This window comes from Pseudomonas monteilii NBRC 103158 = DSM 14164 (genome assembly GCF_000730605.1).
Taxonomy (GTDB): domain Bacteria; phylum Pseudomonadota; class Gammaproteobacteria; order Pseudomonadales; family Pseudomonadaceae; genus Aquipseudomonas; species Aquipseudomonas monteilii.
On sequence record NZ_BBIS01000015.1, the window covers coordinates 1 to 19,475 of the forward strand.

Consider the following 19,475-nt stretch of genomic DNA (forward strand, 5'->3'; position numbering starts at 1 on the left):
GCGGGCGGCGCTCGATGCCACAGCCGCCATCCTGCTAAAGGCATGCACCAGAAAACACACCTAAACCCCTTGGCTACGCACCCACTCCAGCAACGACTGAAGTGGAAACGCCCCGGCCTGGCGGCTGACTTCGCGGCCGTTCTTGAACAGCAGCAGGCTGGGGATCGAGCGGATGCCCAGTTGCCCGGCGAGGTTGCGGTTGGCTTCGCTGTCGAGCTTGGCCAGGCGGCAACGGCCGGTCAGTTGGCGGGCGGCCTGTTCGAAGGTGGGGGCGAAGGATTTGCACGGGCCGCACCAGTCGGCCCAGATGTCGACCAGCAGCGGCAGGTCGCCTTTGATCTGGCTGGAATAGCTGGCTTCGGTGAGCTCGAAGGGGGTGCTCAGCAGCACATCCTGTTTGCAGCGGCCGCATTTCGGGGCGTCACCCAGGCGCTCGGCGGGCAGGCGGTTGAGGCCGTTGCAGTGGGGGCAGGGGATTACCAGTGGGTCGGACATATCAATTCCTTGTGTTGTTTTTGCCGGCCCTATCGCCGGCTGAGCAATCATCAATCAAGAAGAGCAGCTGATTTCCAGATGCTTGCCCCATTCCGGCGGTCGCTCAGCGTAGGCTTGCATGCCGGCTTGTTCCTCGAACGGCCTGGTCAGCACCTGATGCAACCGCCGCACTTCACTGTAATCCCCCGCTTCGGCCGCTTCGATGGCTCTCTGGGCCAGATAATTACGCAGCACATACAGCGGGTTCACCGCATGCATCCGTTCACGGCGCCCTTCGGCATTACCGGGTTCACGCTCACAGCGGGCCAGATAATCTGCGCCCCAGGCATCGAAAGCGGCCAGGTCGATAAAATCATCGCGCACTAGGTTCAGCGCCTCGGCAACCGGCTGTTCGCCCAGCTTTCGGAAGAACAGGCTGTAGTCCACACCACCCCGCTGCATGCACTGCAGCAGGCGCTCGACCAGCGCCATGTCGTCATCCTCGGCAGTGGTCAGGCCCAGGCGGCGGCGCATGAGGTCCAGATAATGGGCCTGGTACAGGGGCAAGAAAAGCCCCAGTGCCTCCTTCAGGGGCTCCACCTCGATCACCGTGGTCAGGGCCTGTGCCAGCGCGCTGAGGTTCCAGTGGGCGATGGGCACCTGGTTGGCGTAGCTGTAGCGGCCACGGTCGTCGGAGTGGTTGCAGATGAAGTTGGCGTCGAAGTCATCGAGGAAGGCGTAGGGGCCGAAGTCGAAGGTGATGCCCAGGATCGACATGTTGTCGGTGTTCATCACCCCGTGGCAGAAACCATAGGCCTGCCAGCGGGCGATCAGTTCGGCATTGCGCTCGACGATGGTGCGGAACATGGCCAGGTACGGTTGCTCGGCATCCTGGCATTCAGGGTAGTGCTGCTGCAGTACATGATCGATCAGCACGCGCTGCTGCTCAGGCTGTTTGGTGTAGTAGAAGTATTCGAAATGGCCGAAGCGCACATGGCTCTGCGCCAGGCGGGTGAGCATGGCAGCGCTTTCGCGGGTTTCGCGCCATACCGGGGTGCTGGAGCCGACCACGCACAGCGCACGGCTGGTGGCGATGCCAAGGGCGTGCAGGGCTTCGGAGGCCAGAAACTCGCGGATCGACGAGCGCAGCACAGCGCGGCCGTCGCCCATGCGCGAATACGGGGTCTGGCCGGCCCCCTTCAGGTGCAGGTCCCAGTGTTCGCCTTTGTCGTTGAGCACTTCAGCCAGCAGCAGGCCACGGCCATCGCCCAGGCGCGGGTTGTAGGAGCCGAACTGGTGGCCGGAATACACCATCGCGCGTGGGTCGGCTTCTTCCCACAGTTTGTGGCCGCTGAACAGCTCGGCGAACACCGGTAGGTCGGCCTGGGCGGGGTCGAGGTCGAGCAGCGCCATGGCCGACTCGCTCGCAACGACCAGGCGCGGGTCTGCGATGGGTTCTGGCAGGACCTGGGTAGAGAACGCATCGCCCAGGCGGGCGAAGCGGTTGTCGAAGGTGAGTTGGTCGAGGGCTTTCACGGGCTGCTCCTGAGATTCAGCACAGAATAAAGCATTCGAGCCCACTCAGGCCGGTGCAGTGCCATCCGGTTTGGGCTGCTCCATCGGAATCAGCTGCTGTTTGCCGCCGTTGGGGTCCATCAGGAATACCTCGACCTGGCGCACCGAGATCTTGATGTTGTGCGCCTTGAACTCGCGGCTGATGTAGCGGTTGATCTCGTCCAGCGTCGGGTTGCGGTCGCCCAGGTCGCGTACGTGCATGCGCAGTTCGTGGTCCAGCGAGCTTTCGCCGAAGTTGAGGAAGTACACGATCGGTTCAGGGTCCTTGAGCACCCGTGGGTTCTCATGCGCACCTTTGAGCAGCAGGTCACGTACCAGGTCCAGGTCGGAGCCGTAGTCGATGCCCAGTTTCAGCGTCACCCGGGTAACCGTGTCGGTCAGCGACCAGTTGATCAGCTGGCCGGTGATGAAGGTCTTGTTGGGGACAATGATGTCCTTGCGGTCGAAGTCGGTGATGGTGGTGGCGCGGATGCGGATCTTGCTGACCGTGCCGGACAGGTTGCCGATGGTGATGGTGTCGCCAATGCGCACCGGGCGCTCGAACAGGATCATGATGCCAGAGATGAAGTTGGCGAAGATTTCCTGCATGCCGAAGCCCAGGCCCACCGACAGTGCAGCCACCAGCCATTGCAGCTTGTCCCAGCTCACCCCCAGGGTGGACAGGGTGCTGACGATACCGACGCCGACGATGGTGTACGACAACAGCGTGGTGGTGGCGTAGGCGCTGCCCTGGGCCAGGTTCAGGCGTGACAGCACCAGCACTTCCAGCAGGCCCGGCAAGTTGCCGGCCAGGGCGAAGGTGATACCGACGATCACCAGCGCACCCAGCAGGTCGCCAAGGCTGATCGGTACCATGCTGGCGGCGGCGCCGGTGCCGCTGGTGTATTCGTAGAGGACGAAGTTGTTGAGGTAGGCGAACACTGAAATCAGGTCTGCCCACACCCAGTACAGGCCGGCGATGAAGCCGCCGAGCAGGGCCAGGCGAATCAGGCGCAGCGATTGCTGGTTGACCTGCTCGATGTCCAGCGTCGGCTCTTCGGTGATGACTTCGCCATCCAGCCCTTCCTTGGCCGCCGCCCGCTTGCTCAGCGCCCGCTGGTAGGCCAGGCGCCGTGCCGCGACCGACAGGCCACGCACGAATGCAGCCTCGATCACCAGCCAGAACAGCAGCAGGTACAGGGTGTAGATCAGCCGGTCGGTGAGTTTCAGTGCGGTGTAGTAGTAGCCGAAGCACACGGCGACGAACAGGGCGATGGGCAGGGCGGTGAAGGCCACGCCCACTGCCTTGCGGAACAGTGAAGTGTCGCGGTGTGCCGGGCTGCTGAGCAGCAGGCGGCTGAGCAGCCAGGCCATCAGTGCGTAGCACGTCAGCACCACGCCGATCCCCAGCACGTCGTCGGCCAGCGCCGAGGGCTGGTGCTCGGCCACCGCCACCACACCGACCAGCGCCAGCACCACGGTGCCCAGGCGGCGCACCCAGCCGCGCAGGAACTCGACCTGCGGCTTGTGCCAGCGGAAGTGGATTTCGGCCACGCCACCGGGGGCGAGGATGCGGTAGGCGGTGTAGAACACCAGCCAGGCCTGGGCCAGTTGCCAGAGGGCGGCGCCCAGGTTGGCGTTCTGCCCGCGGGCGTCGATCTGCAGGGCGTAGCTGCACAGCGCCAGGCCAAGGCTGACCGGCATTGCCAGCAGGATATTGATGAAGATTGCCTGGGGCGTGTGCCACTGGCTGTCACGGCGGAAGTGGCCGATGTCCTGGTGTACCTTGCCCAGCCGTTGGTACAGGTACTTGCGCCGCCATAGCAAGGCGCCAATCACCAGCAGCAATGGCAGGAACAGCAGCGGGCGCTGGCTGAGGCCGTCGGCCAGTTCTTTCAGGCCCGAGCCCCACGGCAGGTTGGCGACCTGGTCGGCCAGGCGCTCTGGCACATAGCTCAGCCAGTCCCAGTCCAGCGGCTTGTTGCTGGGGATCCAGAACATCTGCTCGTCGAGGGTGGTGCGCAGGCTCTGCGCGGTGCCCAGCAACTGCTTCTGATTGAGCTGCAGGGTGATCGATTCGTTCAGCAGCGCCGACAGCTCGCGGTTCAACCGCTCCAGCAGGTCGCTACGGTTGATGGCCACTTCCAGCAGGGCCTTGCGCAGTTGAGGCGTCACCTCTTCCTGCGGTTGGGCAGCCAGCAGCTTGTCGACGTAGGTGACCGGGCTGCTCATTTGCTCGCGCTGCTGGTTGACCTCGAACTGGTACAGGCGGGTGTCGGCGATCTGGTCGGCCAGGTCGCGGTCGACCTTCAGGTGCGGCAGGGTCTGCTTCTGCTTGTAGAGGATCTTGGACAGCAACAGGCTGCCCTTGAGCACGTTGATCTGCTCGTCCAGTGCCTGGTCGGCCTGGGTCAGGCTGTCCAGTTGCTGTTTGGTGCGCAGGTTCTGCTGGGTCAGTTCGTTCAGGCGGTCGGTACTTTTCAGCAGGTAGTCGGAAAGCTTGAGGTTAAGCGCGCTTTCGGTGGCCAGCAGGCTGCTGCCGCCGGCCTTCTGGGCTTCGATGGACTGCTGGGTAACCGCCTCCTGAGACTGGGCTAGGCGCTTGTCGTTGATCAGGGTCTGCAGGTCCTGGATTTCCTGCTCCAGGCGCGTAGCGCGTTCGATCAGCAGGTCGTGGCGGGCGTTGCCCAGGTCTTGCAGCAGGCTGTTGCCGGCCAGCTCCTGGCGGCGCAGCAGGGTCAGCGCATTGAGCGAGGCCAGCTCGGCATTGAGCTGGTTGCGCTGGTCGGCGTTGATGGATTTGCCGCCGTCCTTGCCGGTTTTCAGGATGTTGTTGATCTGCTGGGTACGGGCCTGGCTGTTGCTGATTTCGGCCTGGGCGCGTTCCGGGCGGGTTTGTGAATTGATGATCAGGCTGTTGGCTTCGGACAGCGCCTTTTGCAGCTCGCCCTGCTGGGTGTTGCGTTCGCTGAGCATTTGCTCAAGCTGCGGCACGCTCAGCGTGGCATAACGCTGGGCGACAGGCTGGGGCTTGCTTTCCTTGAGCCTGGCGAGCTCTTTCTGGCTGTCGCTGGTTTCTTTCGGGGCCCCGGCCAGCTGCTGCTTCAGCGCGGCAAGTTTCTTCTCGCTGTCTTCCTTGCTGGCGAGCTGGCTCAAGGTCTGTTCGAGCACCTGCTGCAGGGCCTTCTGGTCGGCCTCAGGCAGCTTGCGCTCAGCGATCTTGTCGAGGCTGTTCTGGATGCTGGCGGTGGTCGGCGCCTCTGCGGCAGTGGCCGCAAAGGAAAGGGACAGGCACAGCCCGAGCAGGGCTGTGCGAAGGTACACGCGCAGGGACATAGGCAGACTACTTGTGGATCCGGCAGAAACGAAGTTTAGAGGAACAATCCTGGTCCGGGTCGCGTTCCTTCGGGGAATCTGACGCCCACTTTCTGGATCTTGTTCCCGTCCATGGTCGCCACGGTCCAGATCGTGCCATGCCATTCGACCTGGTCACCTACTACTGGAGCGCCTCCGACCTTTTGTCGGATGAACTGCGCCAACGGCATTTTCGCGTCCAGGCCATCGAGTTTCAGGCCGTACAACGCTGCCACTGCGCCCAGTTCGGCATCGCCTTCGAGCACGAAATCGCCGAAGAAACGCAGGTCCAGGCCACGCTGTGGCGCCTGGCTGAACAGTTTGCCCAGGGCCGGCAGGTTGTGCTCGTGGCCGATCACGCAGAGCATGTCGCCTACTTCCAGCACGGTACTGCCCGACGGGTGCAGCAGTTGCTCGTTACGGAACAGGGCGGCGATCCGCGTGCCTTCGGGCATTTTCAGCTCGCGCAGGGCCGCGCCGATGCACCATTTTTCGGCACCCAGGCGGTACACGAACAGCTCCCACTCGCTGGTGATGTGCACTTCCAGGGCAGAGCGGGAAATCGGTGCCGGGTCTGGCGGTACGGTCACTTTCAGCAGCTTGGCCATCCACGGCAGGCTGGTGCCTTGCACCAGCAGCGACACCAGCACGATGAAGAACGCCAGGTTGAAGAACAGCTGGGCGTCCGGCAGGCCGGCCATCAGCGGGAACACCGCCAGAATGATCGGTACCGCGCCGCGCAGGCCGACCCAGGAAATGAAGCCTTTCTCGCGGCCATGGAAGGCCTTGAAGGGCAGCAAGGCAGCGACCACCGACAGCGGCCGCGCCACCAGGATCATCCACAGCGCCAGGCCCAGCGCCGGCAGGGCGATGGGCAGCAGGTCGTGCGGGGTGACCAGCAGCCCCAGCACCAGGAACATGCCGATCTGGGCCAGCCAGGCCATGCCGTCGAGCATGTGCAGGATGCCGTGGCGGCTGCGGATCGGCTTGTTGCCCAGCACCAGGCCGCACAGGTACACGGCGAGGAAGCCACTGCCGTGCAGGGCGTTGGTCAGCGAGAACACCACCAGGCCACCGGCCACCACCAGGATGGGGTACAGGCCGCCGGCCAGGTTGATGCGGTTGACCAGTTGCAGCATCAGCCAGCCACCGCCCAGCCCCAACAGGCCGCCAATGCCGAATTCGCGCAGTAGATGGCCCAGCAGGCTCCAGTGCAGGCCAGTCTGGCCGCTGGCGATCATGTCGATCAGGGTGACAGTGAGGAACACCGCCATCGGGTCGTTGCTGCCCGACTCGATTTCCAGCGTAGCGGTAACCCGCTCGTTCAGGCCTTTGCCGCCCAGCAGCGAGAACACCGCCGCAGCGTCGGTAGAGCCGACGATGGCGCCGATCAGCAGGCCCTGGATCAGGCTGAGGTTGAACAGCCAGGCGGCGACCAAGCCGGTGAGGGCGGTGGTGATCATTACCCCGACCGTGGCTAGCGACAGCGCCGGCCACAGTGCCACGCGAAAGCTTGCCACCCGTGTGCGCAGGCCACCGTCGAGCAGGATCACGGCCAGTGCCAGGTTGCCCACCAGGTAGGCGGTGGGGTAGTTGTTGAAGATGATGCCGCCACCATCCACACCGGCGACCATGCCGACGGCGAGGATGATGACCAGGATAGGGATGCCCAGGCGCGACGACAGCGAGCTGACCAGGATACTTGCACCCACCAGCAATGCGCCGATCAGGAACAGGCTATTGATGGTGCTTGCATCCAAAGGCAGGTACTCCGAAACAGCGGGGGAAGGGACGTGGTAGCGGATTTTTCAGCAAAAGCTAGCAGGTCGCGTGCCAATCGATTCTAACCTGAGGCTGATGCGGGCTGTAAAGCGATACCGCACTGTAGTTACGGCTTGCGGATGTAGTGGTGCCCCCCACAGTCAGGCAGCCGAGTAACATGAACGATAAACAACGCCTCCCTCTTGCCCAGGTGGCCCAGCGCCTGCTCGGGCAATTTCCAGATCTGCACGGCATGGCGCGCGAGGCGGCGGGCCATGTGCTGCGCCACCAGCTGGGATACTGGCTGGACCCGGACACGCTCTACTGGCATGAATTCAAGTCAACGGCCAACAGCTCCCGCAGCTACACCGGCTGGCGCCACCGTGGGCCGCCGCGGCGGTCGCTGAGCCTGACCGAGCTGGTTATCCAACGCTTCAGCCCTCAGCAGCAGACTGCTGCCGATGAGTTGAGTGTCTACGGCGGTTTCTACCGGGTGGATGCCAGCCATAGCGATTATGACGAGCGTAACGAAGTGCGGCTCGACCCGCAGGCGATGCTGAAGGCGTTCTGGCAAATGGATTTTGCGGGGCGCTACAGCGAGGCACTGAGCCGTTTTCGCGAGCAGCGTGGCGAAGATTACTGCGTACTGGCCCGCGCTCGCTTTCTTGCCGCTGTCGGTCAATCCGTGCTGAGCGAACCTGAGCGGCGTGAACTGCTGGCGGCAACACTCCGTGTGACGAAGCTGCCGAGTAGCCTGAAAGCCTTGCGCGAGGATTACCCTGCAAATGCCCGGGGTGGCTGGTGTGCGCTGTCCGGCCATGCCCCTGATGCCAAGCCACTGTTCCTGTACACGCTCAAGACCGGTAGAGCGTGCGCTTTTCTACCCGCTGCGCAGGATGTGCTGCTGGTATTTGGCGGCCGCCAGGCGTTACAGGCTTGGATTGCAGCGCATGCTTTTTCGAATGACACGCAGCGGCAAGCTGTTGTGGGTGACCTGTTCATTCGTGTTCGTGAGATGTTCATGGATGCGCTGGTCCATGAGGCCCACGAACGGCTGACCACCAATGCACAGCTGCGCAAGGCCGAATGGCTGGCTGGGTTGCAGGCTGCAAGCATGTTGATTGCGCCGATGGCGCCACTGGGTTGGCCAGTGATCCTGACGTCGCTCGGGCTTGGCACTGCGAGCCTGGCCCTGCACCTGGACCGTGCGCTCAATGGCAAGGCGGCCTGGCGCACGGCTGCCTGGTGGGCGGTGGTTGTGGATGTGCTGTTCATTCTGCTCGATGCGGCAATGCTGCGTGCCAGTGAGCTGTTCACCGATGCCCGCCTGCCGCCACGCGTGGCAGGCCAGGCGCAAACCGTCGTTGCCAAGGTGGACTGGGCGCGCTACATGGCACCGGCTGCAGACGAGTTGCTGGCCATGTCGGATCAGGCCTTGGCTCGCCAGGCCGCTTTGCTTGGAGCGGTGCCTTGGGCCGATCTCGACAGCGTAGGTGCCGGCGGTGCTTATCTCGATGCTTTCAGTGAGCCCTACCCGGTTTACCGCGATGAGCATGGCTTTGGCTCGGCCGCCATTGCCGAATACACCAGCTCGCCGGAGCGCTACAACAACTTGTGGCAAGGTTTGCCTTTGGAAGGCTCGCGTGCAGAGAGCATCCAGCGCAGCCACGACCTTGCACATGCGCTTGGGCAATTAGGCTTGAACAATCAAGTGCGGCTGTACCGTGCGGCGTCCGGCCTGCGTGGTTCTGGCATACCGACGACAGGCGAGGGTGCCCTTGCAGTGGGCGACGTGTTGGTGACCAGCGATTTCACGTCGTTCACAGAAAACCCTTATGCCCTGTGGGAGGTGTTCAACGACCCGCAGACCCAGGCGAGCGGCAAGGGGGCTTTTGGCGACAATGCGTTGGTGTATGTGCTGGAGCCGGGTGAGAACGTGCAGGCAATGCCGATCGGGCCGTTCTCAAGGCGTCCGGACGAGGCAGAGTCGCTGATGATGCCGGGGCGTTATTTGCAGGTTGAAAAGCTGACGCCGGTGAAGGGAGGCAATCATCGCTTCATGGAAGTGTGCCTGAAGGCACTGGCGCGGGCGCCGGAGGGGGCGAGGGTGCGTGAGATGCGCACGGGGGCCTTGTTCGACCGTCAGGTGATGGCTGAACGATTGGGTGTGGAGGATGACGGGTTGATGCGTACGTTTTTTGCGGTACCGACGTGACACATCTTTGATGTCAGCCAATCAAGTGATTTGGGGCTGCAAAGCAGCCCCATTAGTACTGCTGTCAGCCTTGCTTCACTTCACGCATCGGCTTGCCCTTCACCGGTGCATCGCCCGCCACGTAGTACTTGGCGGTGCTGCGCGGCAGCGGCTTGCGTCCACGGATCTTGTCCGAGATTTTCTCGGCGATCATGATCGTGGTGGCGTTGAGGTTGCCGGTGATGATCAGCGGCATGATCGACGCATCGACCACACGCAGGCCCTTCATGCCGTGCACACGGCCTTCGCCGTCGACCACTGCCATGTCATCGGTGCCCATCTTGCACGAGCAGGACGGGTGGAAGGCAGTTTCGGCGTGCTCGCGGATGAACTTGTCCAGTTCTTCGTCGGTTTGCACGTGGGCGCCCGGGCTGATTTCGCGGCCACGGTACGGGTCCAACGCCGGCTGGGCCATGATTTCACGGGTCAGGCGGATGCCGTCACGGAATTCCTGCCAGTCCTGCTCGGTGGACATGTAATTGAACAGGATGCTCGGGTGTTGGCGCGGGTCCTTCGATTTGACCTGGATGCGGCCGCGGGCAGGGGAGCGCATGGAACCCATGTGCGCCTGGAAACCGTGTTCCTTCACGCCATTGGAGCCGTTGTAGTTAATGGCCACTGGCAGGAAGTGGTACTGAATGTTCGGCCATTTGAATTCAGGGCGGGTACGGATGAAACCGCCAGCCTCGAACTGGTTGCTGGCGCCGATGCCGGTGCCGTTGAACATCCACTCGGCACCGATGGCCGGCTGGTTCCACCACAGCAGCGAGGGGTACAGCGACACCGGCTGGGTGCAGGCGTACTGCAGGTATAGCTCCAGGTGGTCCTGCAGGTTTTCGCCAACGCCCGGCAGGTCGTGCACCACCGGGATGTCGAGGCTTTCCAGCAGGGCACGCGGGCCGACGCCGGAACGTTGCAGCAGTTGCGGCGAAGCGATGGCGCCGGAGCTGACGATCACTTCCTTGCGCGCACGGGCTTCAACGCGCTCTTCGCTGTCGCCGACCAGGTAGGTCACGCCAACGGCGCGCTTGCCGTCGAACAGCACGCGGTCACTCAGGGCGTGGGTGACGATGGTCAGGTTCGGGCGCTTCTTGGCCTGGTCCAGGTAGCCACGGGCGGTGCTGGAACGGCGGCCGTTCTTGGTCACGGTACGGTCCATGGGACCGAAGCCTTCCTGCTGGTAGCCGTTGAGGTCTTCGGTGCGCGGGTAACCGGCCTGCACGCCGGCTTCGATCATGGCGTGGAACAGGGGGTTGTTGCCCGCTTTTGGCGTGGTCACGCTGACCGGGCCTTCGCCGCCGTGATAGTCGTTCGGGCCGATGTCGCGGGTTTCGGCTTTACGGAAGTACGGCAGGCAGTCCAGGTAGGTCCAGTCTTCCAGACCTGGCAGTTCTGCCCAGCCGTCGAAGTCCATGGCGTTACCGCGGATGTAGCACATGCCGTTGATCAGCGACGAGCCGCCCAGGCCCTTGCCGCGGCCACATTCCATGCGGCGGCCGTCCATGTACGGCTCCGGGTCGGTCTCGTAGGCCCAGTTGTAGCGGCGGCCCTGCAGCGGGAAAGCCAGTGCGGCTGGCATCTGGGTGCGGAAGTCGAAGCGGTAGTCGGGGCCACCGGCTTCCAGCAGCAGTACGGTAACGCCGGCGTCTTCGGTCAGGCGGGTCGCCAGGGTGTTACCGGCGGAGCCTGCGCCGACGATGATGTAATCGAATTCTTGGGACATGAAAGTACCCTCGTGTTGGCGGTGATCAGGGAGCGGGAACGCCCGTGCGCAGCGGCACGGGCGTGGCTGGACTGGGCCTTAGAAGACCGAGTTGTAGCCGCCCAACTCGACCTGGACCGACTTGATGCGGGTGTATTGAGCCAGCGAGCTGACGCCGTTCTCACGGCCGACGCCCGACTGCTTGTAGCCACCGACCGGCATTTCGGCCGGCGATTCGCCCCAGGCGTTGATCCAGCAGATACCGGCTTCCAGCTTGTGGATGATGCGGTGGGCGCGGGTGATGTCGTTGGTGCACACACCGGCGGCCAGGCCGTACTCGGTGTCGTTGGCACGACGGATCACTTCTTCTTCGGTTTCGTAGGTGAGGATGCTCATCACCGGGCCGAAGATTTCTTCCTTGACGATGGTCATGTCGTCGGTGCAGTCGGTGAACACGGTCGGGGCCACGAAGGCGCCCTTGGCGAAGTCACCGGCAGTCAGACGCTCGCCGCCGCACAGCACGCGGGCACCTTCTTCTTTGCCCTTGGCGATGTAGCCCAGCACGTTTTCCATGTGCGGGAAGCTGACCAGCGGGCCGAAGTTGGTGTTTTCGTCTTCTGGGTTGCCAACGCGAATGCGGGCAACGCGCTCGGCGATCTTGGCTTCGAAAGCCGCTTTCATCTGCGCAGGGATGAACACGCGGGTGCCGTTGGTGCACACCTGGCCCGAGCTGTAGAAGTTGGCCATCATGGCGATGTCGGCGGCCTTGTCCAGGTCGGCGTCGGCGCAGATGATCAGGGGCGACTTGCCGCCCAGTTCCATGGTCACTTCCTTCAGCGACGAGCTGGACGCGCTGGCCATGACCTTCTTGCCGGTGGTGGTGCCGCCGGTGAAGGACACTTTTTCAATGCGTGGGTGCTCAGTCAGCCAGGTGCCGACTTCGCGGCCGCTGCCGGTCAGGACGTTGAACACGCCGTTTGGCAGGCCGGCCTCGGTGTAGATCTCGGCCAGTTTCAGGGTGGTCAGCGAGGTGACTTCCGACGGCTTGAAGATCATCGCGTTGCCAGCGGCCAAGGCCGGGGCGGACTTCCACAGGGCGATCTGGATCGGGTAGTTCCAGGCACCGATACCCACGGTGACGCCCAGCGGCTCGCGACGGGTGTAGACGAAGGACGATTCGCGCAGCGGGATCTGCTCGCCTTCGATGGCCGGTACCAGGCCTGCGTAGTATTCCAGTACGTCGGCGCCGGTGACGATGTCGACATAGCGGGTTTCGGAGTACGACTTGCCGGTGTCCAGGGTTTCCAGCATGGCCAGCTCGTCGTTGCGCTCGCGCAGGATGTCGACGGCGCGGCGCAGGATGCGCGAACGCTGCATGGCAGTCATCGCTGCCCAGACTTTCTGGCCGCGCTCGGCGCTTTCCACAGCCTTCTCGACGTCAGCCTGGGTGGCACGCTGTACGTGGGCGAGGACTTCGCCGGTGGCCGGGTTGATGGCTTCGAAGGTGGCATCGCTGCCAGCGTCGACGTAAGCGCCATCAATGTAGAGTTTTTGCGTTCCGAAACGGGCCATAGTGTCCTCGCAAGTGCAGTGTGTGGTTTGGCTTGCGCGTCACGCTCCAGCCGGGTTGGCAAGGGCCGTGCGCGGTTGTTCAGCGGCCTGGTCGTTTGTACCCAGGGTGTGCTGTTTAGCCAGTTGTAGATCCATGTATTCGTAAGCAATCCGTATCGCCTGGTCGGTGTCGAATGCATCACCCGACAGGGCACCACGCAGCCACAGGCCATCGATCAAAGCTGCCAGGCCGCGGGCTGCCTTGCGCGCATGGTAGAGCGGCAAGGCGCGGCGGAACTGGCAGCACAGGTTGGAATACAAGCGGTGGTCGTTGATCCGCTGCAACCTGTGCAAATCGGGCTGGTGCATGCTGGAAGCCCAGAAGGCCAACCAGGTTTTCATTGCCGGGCCGTTCACCTGGCTGGCATCGAAGTTGCCCTCGATGATCACTTTCAGGTGGGCGCGCGGGCTGTCGTCCTTCAGGGCCTGGCGACGTGCTCGAACACCTTCGTTGAGCATGTTCATGATGTAGCCCATCGTCGCTGCAATCAGGCCGTTCTTGTCCCGAAAGTAGTGACTGATGATGCCGTTCGACACACCGGCCAAACGGGCAATCAGCGCAATGCTGGCGTCCCCCAGACCGACCTGATCGACCGCCTGTAACGTGGCTTCGATCAACTGCTGGCGGCGGATGGGTTGCATACCGACCTTGGGCATCTTGCTATCTCCTCAGGCCTGCGAGCAGACGACGGGCGGCTGACTCGGCGAAGGCCAGTCTATTTTGTTTTGATTGAACGTTCAATCAATAAAGAATAAGCTCTGCGACAATTTGTGCCATTGACAGTTTTTCAGGCGGTCGAGAAGGCACGAGTTGACACCCCAGGAAATCGCGTAACCCCCGGAATACAAGGCGTTGACGGGCATGAGCGATGCGAAATGCAGATTCTGCCGTACGGTCACTGGCCCTGCGACAGGCCCTTGGAGCGGGCGGGGTGATCTGTGACGAATGCGCGCACCTCTGCCGAGGTGTGGCTTTTTCAGCAGGCCACCTGTCTGTTTTTTTGCAACGTATCGATTCGGGATCACGGTTTCCAGGGTGCTTTTATAACACCTGATGCAGTGGGGATATTCCACCAATTGCTCGGGAAAGACTGATTAGCCTCCACAGCCGCACTGCCCGGAGCATTCGTGCAATGAGTTCTGCCTCACTTACCAAGCCCCCCGCCGAGAGGGTACGGGTCAACCGCGTGGTGTTCTTCACCTCCGCGCTGATGATCCTTGTTCTGACTGCCTTGCTGATCGCTGTACCCGAAACCGCCGGCCAGGTGCTGGGCGTGGCCCAGAAATGGCTGACGCGCACCTTTGGCTGGTACTACATGCTGGTGATTTGCGGTTACCTGCTGTTTGTCGTCTACCTGGCCTTCTCCGACTACGGCAGCCTCAAGCTGGGCGGCAAGGACGACCAGCCGGACTTCAGCTACGGCGCCTGGGCCGGCATGCTGTTCTCGTCCGGTATCGGTATTTCGCTGCTGTACTTCGGCGCGTCCGAACCGCTGGACCACTACTTCAACCCACCGGAAGGCACCCCGGCCAGCCTCGAAGCTGCGCGCCAGGGCCTGCAACTGACCTTCCTGCACTGGGGCCTGCACGGCTGGGCAATCTATGCCCTGGTCGGCCTGGCCGTGGGTTACTTCGCCTACCGCCACAACCAGCCGCTGGCACTGCGCTCGGCGCTGTACCCGCTGGTGGGTGAGCGTTGGGTCAAGGGCGCTGCCGGCAACGCCGTGGACATCTTCGGCATGTTCGTGACCCTGCTGGGCCTGGTGACCAACCTGGGGATCGGCTCGATGCAGGTGTCTTCCGGCCTGGAATACCTGTTTGGCATGGACCACAGCAAGACCAACCTGCTGGTGGTGATCCTGGTCATGGCCGGTGTGGCCACCGTGGCGGCGGTGTCGGGTGTGGAAAACGGCATTCGCCGCCTGTCCAACCTGAACATCATGCTGTTCAGCGGCCTGCTGATCTTCGTACTGCTGGGTGGTGAAACCCTGCACCTGCTCAACGGCTTCGTGCAGAACATCGGTGACTACCTGAACGGCATCGTGCTGAAAACCTTCGACCTGTATGTGTATGAAGGCGAGGCGGGCAAGTCCGAGCGCTGGCTGGGCCTGTGGACCGTGTTCTACTGGGCCTGGTGGATTTCCTGGGGCCCGTTCGTCGGCATGTTCATTGCCCGTATCTCCAAGGGCCGCACCGTGCGCCAACTGGTGATGGGCGTGCTGCTGATCCCGCTGGGCTTTACCCTGGCCTGGCTGTCGATCTTCGGCAACACCGCGCTGGACCTGGTGATCAACCAGGGCGCCGTGGAGCTGGGCAAGACTGCGCTGGAACAACCGTCGATGTCGATCTACCAGCTGCTGGAATACTTCCCGGCGGCCAAGATCGTGATCGGTGTAGCGGTGTTTGTGGGCTTTGTGCTGTTCCTCACCCCGGCCGACTCAGGCGCGGTGATGATGGCCAACCTGTCGTGCAAAGGCGGCAAGGTCGACGAAGACGCCCCGCACTGGATGGTGGTGTTCTGGTCGGTGGTTATCACCCTGGTCACCATCGGCCTGCTGTTTGCCGGTAACTTCGAAGCCATGCAGACCATGGTGGTGCTGGCGGGCCTGCCGTTCTCGGTGGTGCTGGTGCTGTTCATGTTCGGCCTGTACAAGGCCATGAAGCAGGACGTGGCGGTGGAAAGCGAGCGCGCCGAGCTGGCCGCCCGTGGCCGTCGCGGCTTCAGCGAGCGCCTCACCCAGCTGGAGCTGCAGCCGACCCAGGCCGTGGTGCAGCGCTTCATGGACAAGCAGGTTAGCCCGGCGCTGAAAGAAGCGGCCGCGCAACTGCAAACCCTGGGCTTCGAAGTGGAAACCCGTGTTGGCCAGTCGCGCAACATGATGGGCCTGCGGGTGATGATGGACGAGGGTAACCCGTTCGTTTACGAAGTCAGCCTGGACGGCTACATGGCCGCGCCGAGCGAGGCGCCGGTGGAAGGCGAGCCGGAAGTGCGCCAGCGCTTCTACCGTGCCGAGGTGTACTTGCACGACGGCAGCCAGGAGTACGACCTGATGGGCTTTGCGCCGGAGCAGATCGTGCGTGATGTGCTGGACCAGTTCGAAAGCCACCGCCAGCTGTTGGGGCGTGTGTATAGCTGATGGCTGTTGAGGTAAAAGAAAACCCGCTCACCTGAGCGGGTTTTTTATTGGGCCGCGTTGTAGCCCCTGCTTCTCAGCGATTGGTGTAGCGGCCATTCTTGCCATGCCCAGGCATCGCTTGGTTGCTTCGCAGAGCAATCATTTGGCTGAGCTTGATCAGTTCGATGCCTTGGCCTCTGAGCTGTGGCAGTGCCCGCTCCAGCACATCGAGAGTCTGAGGATAAGGGTGCCCGATCAACACAGCCGAACCCTGCTTGCGCGCCAGGGCGATGCCTTGCTGCAACTGCCCGCTGATGGCCTCGGTAGTGCGCACATCGTCGAGGAACACATCACGCGAAACGTGGGCCAGGCCGATGCGCTGGGCTTCGGCAGCCGCTACGGTGGCCGCGCTGGTGCGGCTGTCGACGAAGAACAGGTGACGTTGTTGCAACTCACCCATCAACCAGGCCATGGGCTCACGCTGGGCGGTCATCCGGCTGCCCATGTGGTTGTTGATGCCGGCGGCGAATGGCACCTTGGCCAAGGCTTCGTCCAACCTGCTGGCCAGGACCGGCAGCGGCAACTCGGGGTGCCAGGCATAGGGACCGGTCGCAGGGTCCATCGGCATGTGCAGGATCACCGTCTTGCCAGCTTTGTGTGCCTGACGAGCGAAATCGCTGGCATGCGGGGTGTCGGGCATGATTGCCATGGTCACCGGGCCGGGCAGGGCGAGGGTGCGGCTGTCCCGCTCGGTGCTCTGGCCCAGGTCGTCGATGATGATGCTCATGTAGGCCTTGTTGGCCGGTGCCGCTTGCGCGACCCCGGCCAACAGGCAGAACAACAGACACAGCAGATACCGCATAGGGTGAATCACTTGCCTGAGGTGATGTTCAGTCCTTTGAGCAGGCTCAGCGCCTGGCTCAACTGGAAGTCGTCATCCTGTGGGCGCTCTTTGCGCTTGCTGCTGCCGGTCGGGCGGTCGGCGCCGCCGTTGCCGTTGCCCAGGTGGCCCTGCAGGTCGGCTTCCTTGAAATTGTCGGTGTCGACTTCAGCGGTGAGCTTGGCCGGACGCACTTCGATATCGGGAACGATGCCCTGGGCCTGGATCGAGCGGCCATTGGGGGTGAAGTACAGCGCGGTGGTGAGTTTCAGGGCACGGTCGTTGGCCAGCGGCAACACGGTCTGCACCGAGCCTTTGCCGAAGCTGTCGGTACCCATCAGCACGGCGCGTTTCTGGTCCTGCAGGGCGCCGGCGACAATCTCGGAGGCCGAGGCACTGCCGCCGTTGATCAGCACTACCAGTGGCACGCCTTCGCTGGCGTCGGCCGGGTCGGCGGAGAAGCGCAGTTCGGAGTTGGCGATGCGGCCTTTGGTGTAGACGATCAAGCCCTTGGTCAGGAAGTGGTCGGCCACTTCCACCGCCGATTGCAGTACGCCGCCCGGGTTGTTGCGCAGGTCCAGCACGACGCCGCGCAGCTTCTTGCCGTTGTCCTTGCGCAGCTTGGCCAGGGCCTTGCCCACTTCGTCGCCGGTCTTGACCTGGAACTGGGTGATACGGATGTAGCCGTAGTCGTTTTCCAGCAGCTGGCTCTTCACGCTCTTGACCTGAATGACCGCGCGGGCCAGGGTCACGTCAAACGGGTTGCCGCCGTCGCGCACCAGGGTCAGGGTGATTTTTTCGCCAACCTTGCCGCGCATCTTGTCGACCGCTTCGGTCATGGTCTGGCCGCGGGTGGGGGCGCCGTTGATCTTGACGATCAGGTCGCCGGCCTGCACGCCAGCCCGGGAGGCCGGGGTGTCATCGATAGGCGAGACCACCTTGATGAAGCCGTCTTCCTGGCCCACTTCGATGCCCAGCCCGCCGAACTCGCCGCTGGTGCTTTCCTGCAGCTCCTGGAAGTCCTCGGGGCCGAGGTAGGCCGAGTGCGGGTCAAGGTTGCTGAGCATGCCTTTGATGGCGTTTTCCAGCAGAGTCTTGTCGTCCACTGGCTCTACATAGGCCGCCTTGATGCGGTCCATGACCTCGGCGAAGGTGCGCAGCTCTTCCAGCGGCAGTGGCGCCTTGGCCGTGACCTCGGTGGCAGGCACTGCGGCGGCCTTGGCCGGCTCGGCAGCGATGGCCAGGGGCGCACCGACCGCCAGGGCGATGGACAGGGCCAGCTGGGTGAGACGAGGCGAGTGCAGCATGTCGAACGAACTCCTGATCCTGTAAGCGCTCCCTGGGGAGCATCGGCGCAGCACTCAGGCTACGCCGTAGAAATTTGACTAGCCCCGGCACCATTGCGAAGGGTCGGTCGGCCGGCCCTGCTGGCGGATGGCGAAGTACAAGCCTGCCGCGTCCTGGCCGCCGCTGTCGCCAACGGTGGAAATGGCTTCACCGGCCTTGACGATATCACCGGCGCTCTTGAGCAGGCTCTGGTTGTGGCCGTACAGGCTCAGGTAACCGTTGCCATGGTCGAGAATGACCAGAAGCCCTGCACCGCGCAACCAGTCGGCGAACACTACACGCCCGCCGTGCACCGCACGTACCTGGGTGCCTGGGTTGGCGCTGATCATCACCCCGTCCCATTTGGCACGGGCATCGCTGCCGCGGGCATCCCCGAAGCGTGCCAGCAATCGACCGTTGACTGGCCAAGGAAGTTTTCCCCGTGCGGAAGAAAATGCACCGCCATAGCTTGCGCCGTCGGTGGAAACCATCGGGCCGAGCGTGGTACGGGCCTTTTTCGGTGGCTCCACGGGTTCCTTGGCTTGTTCGCGGGCGGCGGCGGCGGCCAGGGCTTCCTGCTGGCGGCGCTTTTCCGCTTCCTGCTGGGCCAGCAAGGCTTTCTTGCGCGCTTCCTCGGCTTCGCGGGCCTGACGGGCCAGGGTTTCCTCGATGGTCTTGAGGACTTTGGACAGGTCGGCCTGGTCCTGCTCGCGGGCCTGCAACTTCTGGTCGCGGTCCTTCATGTCGCCATTGAGCTTGGCCAGCACCTGCTGGCGCTTGCCGCGCTCGGCTTCCAAGGCCTGGCGGCGGCTGTCGAGGTCGGCGCGCTGGGCCAGCAACTGCTCCTGCTGGGTGGCAATTTCCTGCTCGACGTTGCCCAGCTGGCGCAGGGTCTCGTTGAAGGTGCGCAGTTGTTCCAGGCGCGCCTTGCTGATGTAGTCGTAGTAGGTGAGGGTGCGGGCGAACTTCTCAGGGTTCTGCTGGTTGAGCAGCAGCTTGAGGTATTCCTCGCGGCCGTTGTTCTGGTAGGCCGAGCGGGCCTGGATGGCGATCAGCCGTTGTTGTTCAACGCGGGCGCTCTGGAGTTTTTTTTTCTCGGTATCAAGGCGCTCCAGATCGCCCTCGGTCTTTTTTAGCTCTTGCTGCAGCGCCTCCACCTGTTTTTCGAGGTTGCCGATGTCGGTCTCGGTGGCTTTGAGGTCCTTTTGCACACCGGCCTTTTCTTCCTGGAGCTTGCCCAGCGTCTTCTTGAGCTCGGCAATGTCCTGGCGGGTGGCGTCCAGTTGCTGCTGGGTCTGCGCACGCTCATCGGCGAAGGCCGGGCTGAGCAGGCAAGACAGGGCTAGGAGAATCAGGGCGCGAAGCATGGGGTTTGGCGTACCAAGGATGGAGACTGGCCTAGTATGCCCGCCCGGGCGGGCAAAAAAAACGCCTCGCTGCGGG

The 19,475-nt window shown here is 63.1% G+C and carries 12 protein-coding genes; 2 read left to right on the forward strand and 10 right to left on the reverse strand.

From position 1 onward, the window contains the following. Window positions 1–60: 60 nt before the first annotated feature. From trxC to PM2_RS09170, 4 genes are read right to left on the reverse strand one after another with little or no spacing between them, the layout of a single operon-like run. Window positions 61–495 (reverse strand): thioredoxin TrxC, encoded by a 435-nt coding sequence (gene trxC, locus PM2_RS09155; protein WP_028698451.1) that lies wholly within the window; start codon window positions 493–495, stop codon window positions 61–63. A 54-nt stretch (window positions 496–549) separates the two neighbouring features. Next, window positions 550–2,010: a protein adenylyltransferase SelO gene (gene selO / locus PM2_RS09160; protein ID WP_016712482.1), complete on the reverse strand. Its 1,461-nt coding sequence runs from the start codon at window positions 2,008–2,010 to the stop codon at window positions 550–552. A 45-nt stretch (window positions 2,011–2,055) separates the two neighbouring features. Continuing rightward, a complete protein-coding gene (mscK, locus tag PM2_RS09165; protein WP_028698452.1) occupies window positions 2,056–5,364 on the reverse strand; it encodes a mechanosensitive channel MscK in 3,309 nt (1,102 codons plus the stop codon). A 35-nt stretch (window positions 5,365–5,399) separates the two neighbouring features. Beyond that, window positions 5,400–7,142 carry a potassium/proton antiporter gene (locus PM2_RS09170; protein ID WP_016712480.1) on the reverse strand — a complete coding sequence of 581 codons (1,743 nt, stop codon included), beginning with the start codon at window positions 7,140–7,142 and terminating at the stop codon, window positions 5,400–5,402. 179 nt (window positions 7,143–7,321) lie between these two features. On the opposite strand from PM2_RS09170, the gene PM2_RS09175 reads away from it, so the two are divergent. Further along, window positions 7,322–9,358, forward strand: a complete 2,037-nt coding sequence (locus tag PM2_RS09175; protein ID WP_028698453.1) for a dermonecrotic toxin domain-containing protein — start codon at window positions 7,322–7,324, stop codon at window positions 9,356–9,358. A gap of 64 nt (window positions 9,359–9,422) precedes the next feature. Here PM2_RS09175 and betA read toward each other — a convergent pair whose 3' ends face one another. The 3 genes from betA to betI all read right to left on the reverse strand — a co-directional run bounded on the left by betA (window position 9,423) and on the right by betI (window position 13,367). After that, the gene (gene betA, locus PM2_RS09180) at window positions 9,423–11,120 is read right to left on the reverse strand and encodes a choline dehydrogenase (RefSeq protein ID WP_016712478.1); all 1,698 of its coding nucleotides are present in this window, start codon (window positions 11,118–11,120) and stop codon (window positions 9,423–9,425) included. Window positions 11,121–11,198: 78 nt separating this feature from the next. Then, window positions 11,199–12,671, reverse strand: a complete 1,473-nt coding sequence (gene betB, locus PM2_RS09185) for a betaine-aldehyde dehydrogenase (protein WP_016712477.1) — start codon at window positions 12,669–12,671, stop codon at window positions 11,199–11,201. 39 nt (window positions 12,672–12,710) lie between these two features. Then, window positions 12,711–13,367 carry a transcriptional regulator BetI gene (betI, locus tag PM2_RS09190; protein ID WP_016712476.1) on the reverse strand — a complete coding sequence of 219 codons (657 nt, stop codon included), beginning with the start codon at window positions 13,365–13,367 and terminating at the stop codon, window positions 12,711–12,713. Window positions 13,368–13,900: 533 nt separating this feature from the next. Here betI and PM2_RS09195 point away from each other — a divergent pair. Beyond that, entirely contained in the window at window positions 13,901–15,847 is a 1,947-nt protein-coding gene (locus PM2_RS09195; RefSeq protein ID WP_230852945.1) for a BCCT family transporter, read from the forward strand. Window positions 15,848–15,920: 73 nt separating this feature from the next. Here PM2_RS09195 and PM2_RS09200 read toward each other — a convergent pair whose 3' ends face one another. The 3 genes from PM2_RS09200 to PM2_RS09210 form a co-directional block, all read right to left on the reverse strand. Continuing rightward, window positions 15,921–16,688 (reverse strand): divergent polysaccharide deacetylase family protein, encoded by a 768-nt coding sequence (locus PM2_RS09200; protein WP_028698454.1) that lies wholly within the window; start codon window positions 16,686–16,688, stop codon window positions 15,921–15,923. An 8-nt stretch (window positions 16,689–16,696) separates the two neighbouring features. Continuing rightward, window positions 16,697–18,013, reverse strand: a complete 1,317-nt coding sequence (locus PM2_RS09205) for a S41 family peptidase (RefSeq protein ID WP_016712472.1) — start codon at window positions 18,011–18,013, stop codon at window positions 16,697–16,699. A gap of 78 nt (window positions 18,014–18,091) precedes the next feature. Next, window positions 18,092–19,399, reverse strand: coding sequence for a murein hydrolase activator EnvC family protein (locus PM2_RS09210; protein WP_016712471.1), 1,308 nt, complete (start codon window positions 19,397–19,399; stop codon window positions 18,092–18,094). Window positions 19,400–19,475: the final 76 nt, after the last annotated feature.

Bases quoted from the DNA above. Each gene is read 5' to 3' on its own strand.
- betI (WP_016712476.1), bottom strand. From the start codon at position 13,367: ATGCCCAAGGTCGGTATGCAACCCATCCGCCGCCAGCAGTTGATCGAA.
- betA (WP_016712478.1), bottom strand. From the start codon at position 11,120: ATGTCCCAAGAATTCGATTACATCATCGTCGGCGCAGGCTCCGCCGGT.
- PM2_RS09205 (WP_016712472.1), bottom strand. From the start codon at position 18,013: ATGCTGCACTCGCCTCGTCTCACCCAGCTGGCCCTGTCCATCGCCCTG.
- mscK (WP_028698452.1), bottom strand. From the start codon at position 5,364: ATGTCCCTGCGCGTGTACCTTCGCACAGCCCTGCTCGGGCTGTGCCTG.
- PM2_RS09210 (WP_016712471.1), bottom strand. From the start codon at position 19,399: ATGCTTCGCGCCCTGATTCTCCTAGCCCTGTCTTGCCTGCTCAGCCCG.
- trxC (WP_028698451.1), bottom strand. From the start codon at position 495: ATGTCCGACCCACTGGTAATCCCCTGCCCCCACTGCAACGGCCTCAAC.
- betB (WP_016712477.1), bottom strand. From the start codon at position 12,671: ATGGCCCGTTTCGGAACGCAAAAACTCTACATTGATGGCGCTTACGTC.
- PM2_RS09200 (WP_028698454.1), bottom strand. From the start codon at position 16,688: ATGCGGTATCTGCTGTGTCTGTTGTTCTGCCTGTTGGCCGGGGTCGCG.
- PM2_RS09175 (WP_028698453.1), top strand. From the start codon at position 7,322: ATGAACGATAAACAACGCCTCCCTCTTGCCCAGGTGGCCCAGCGCCTG.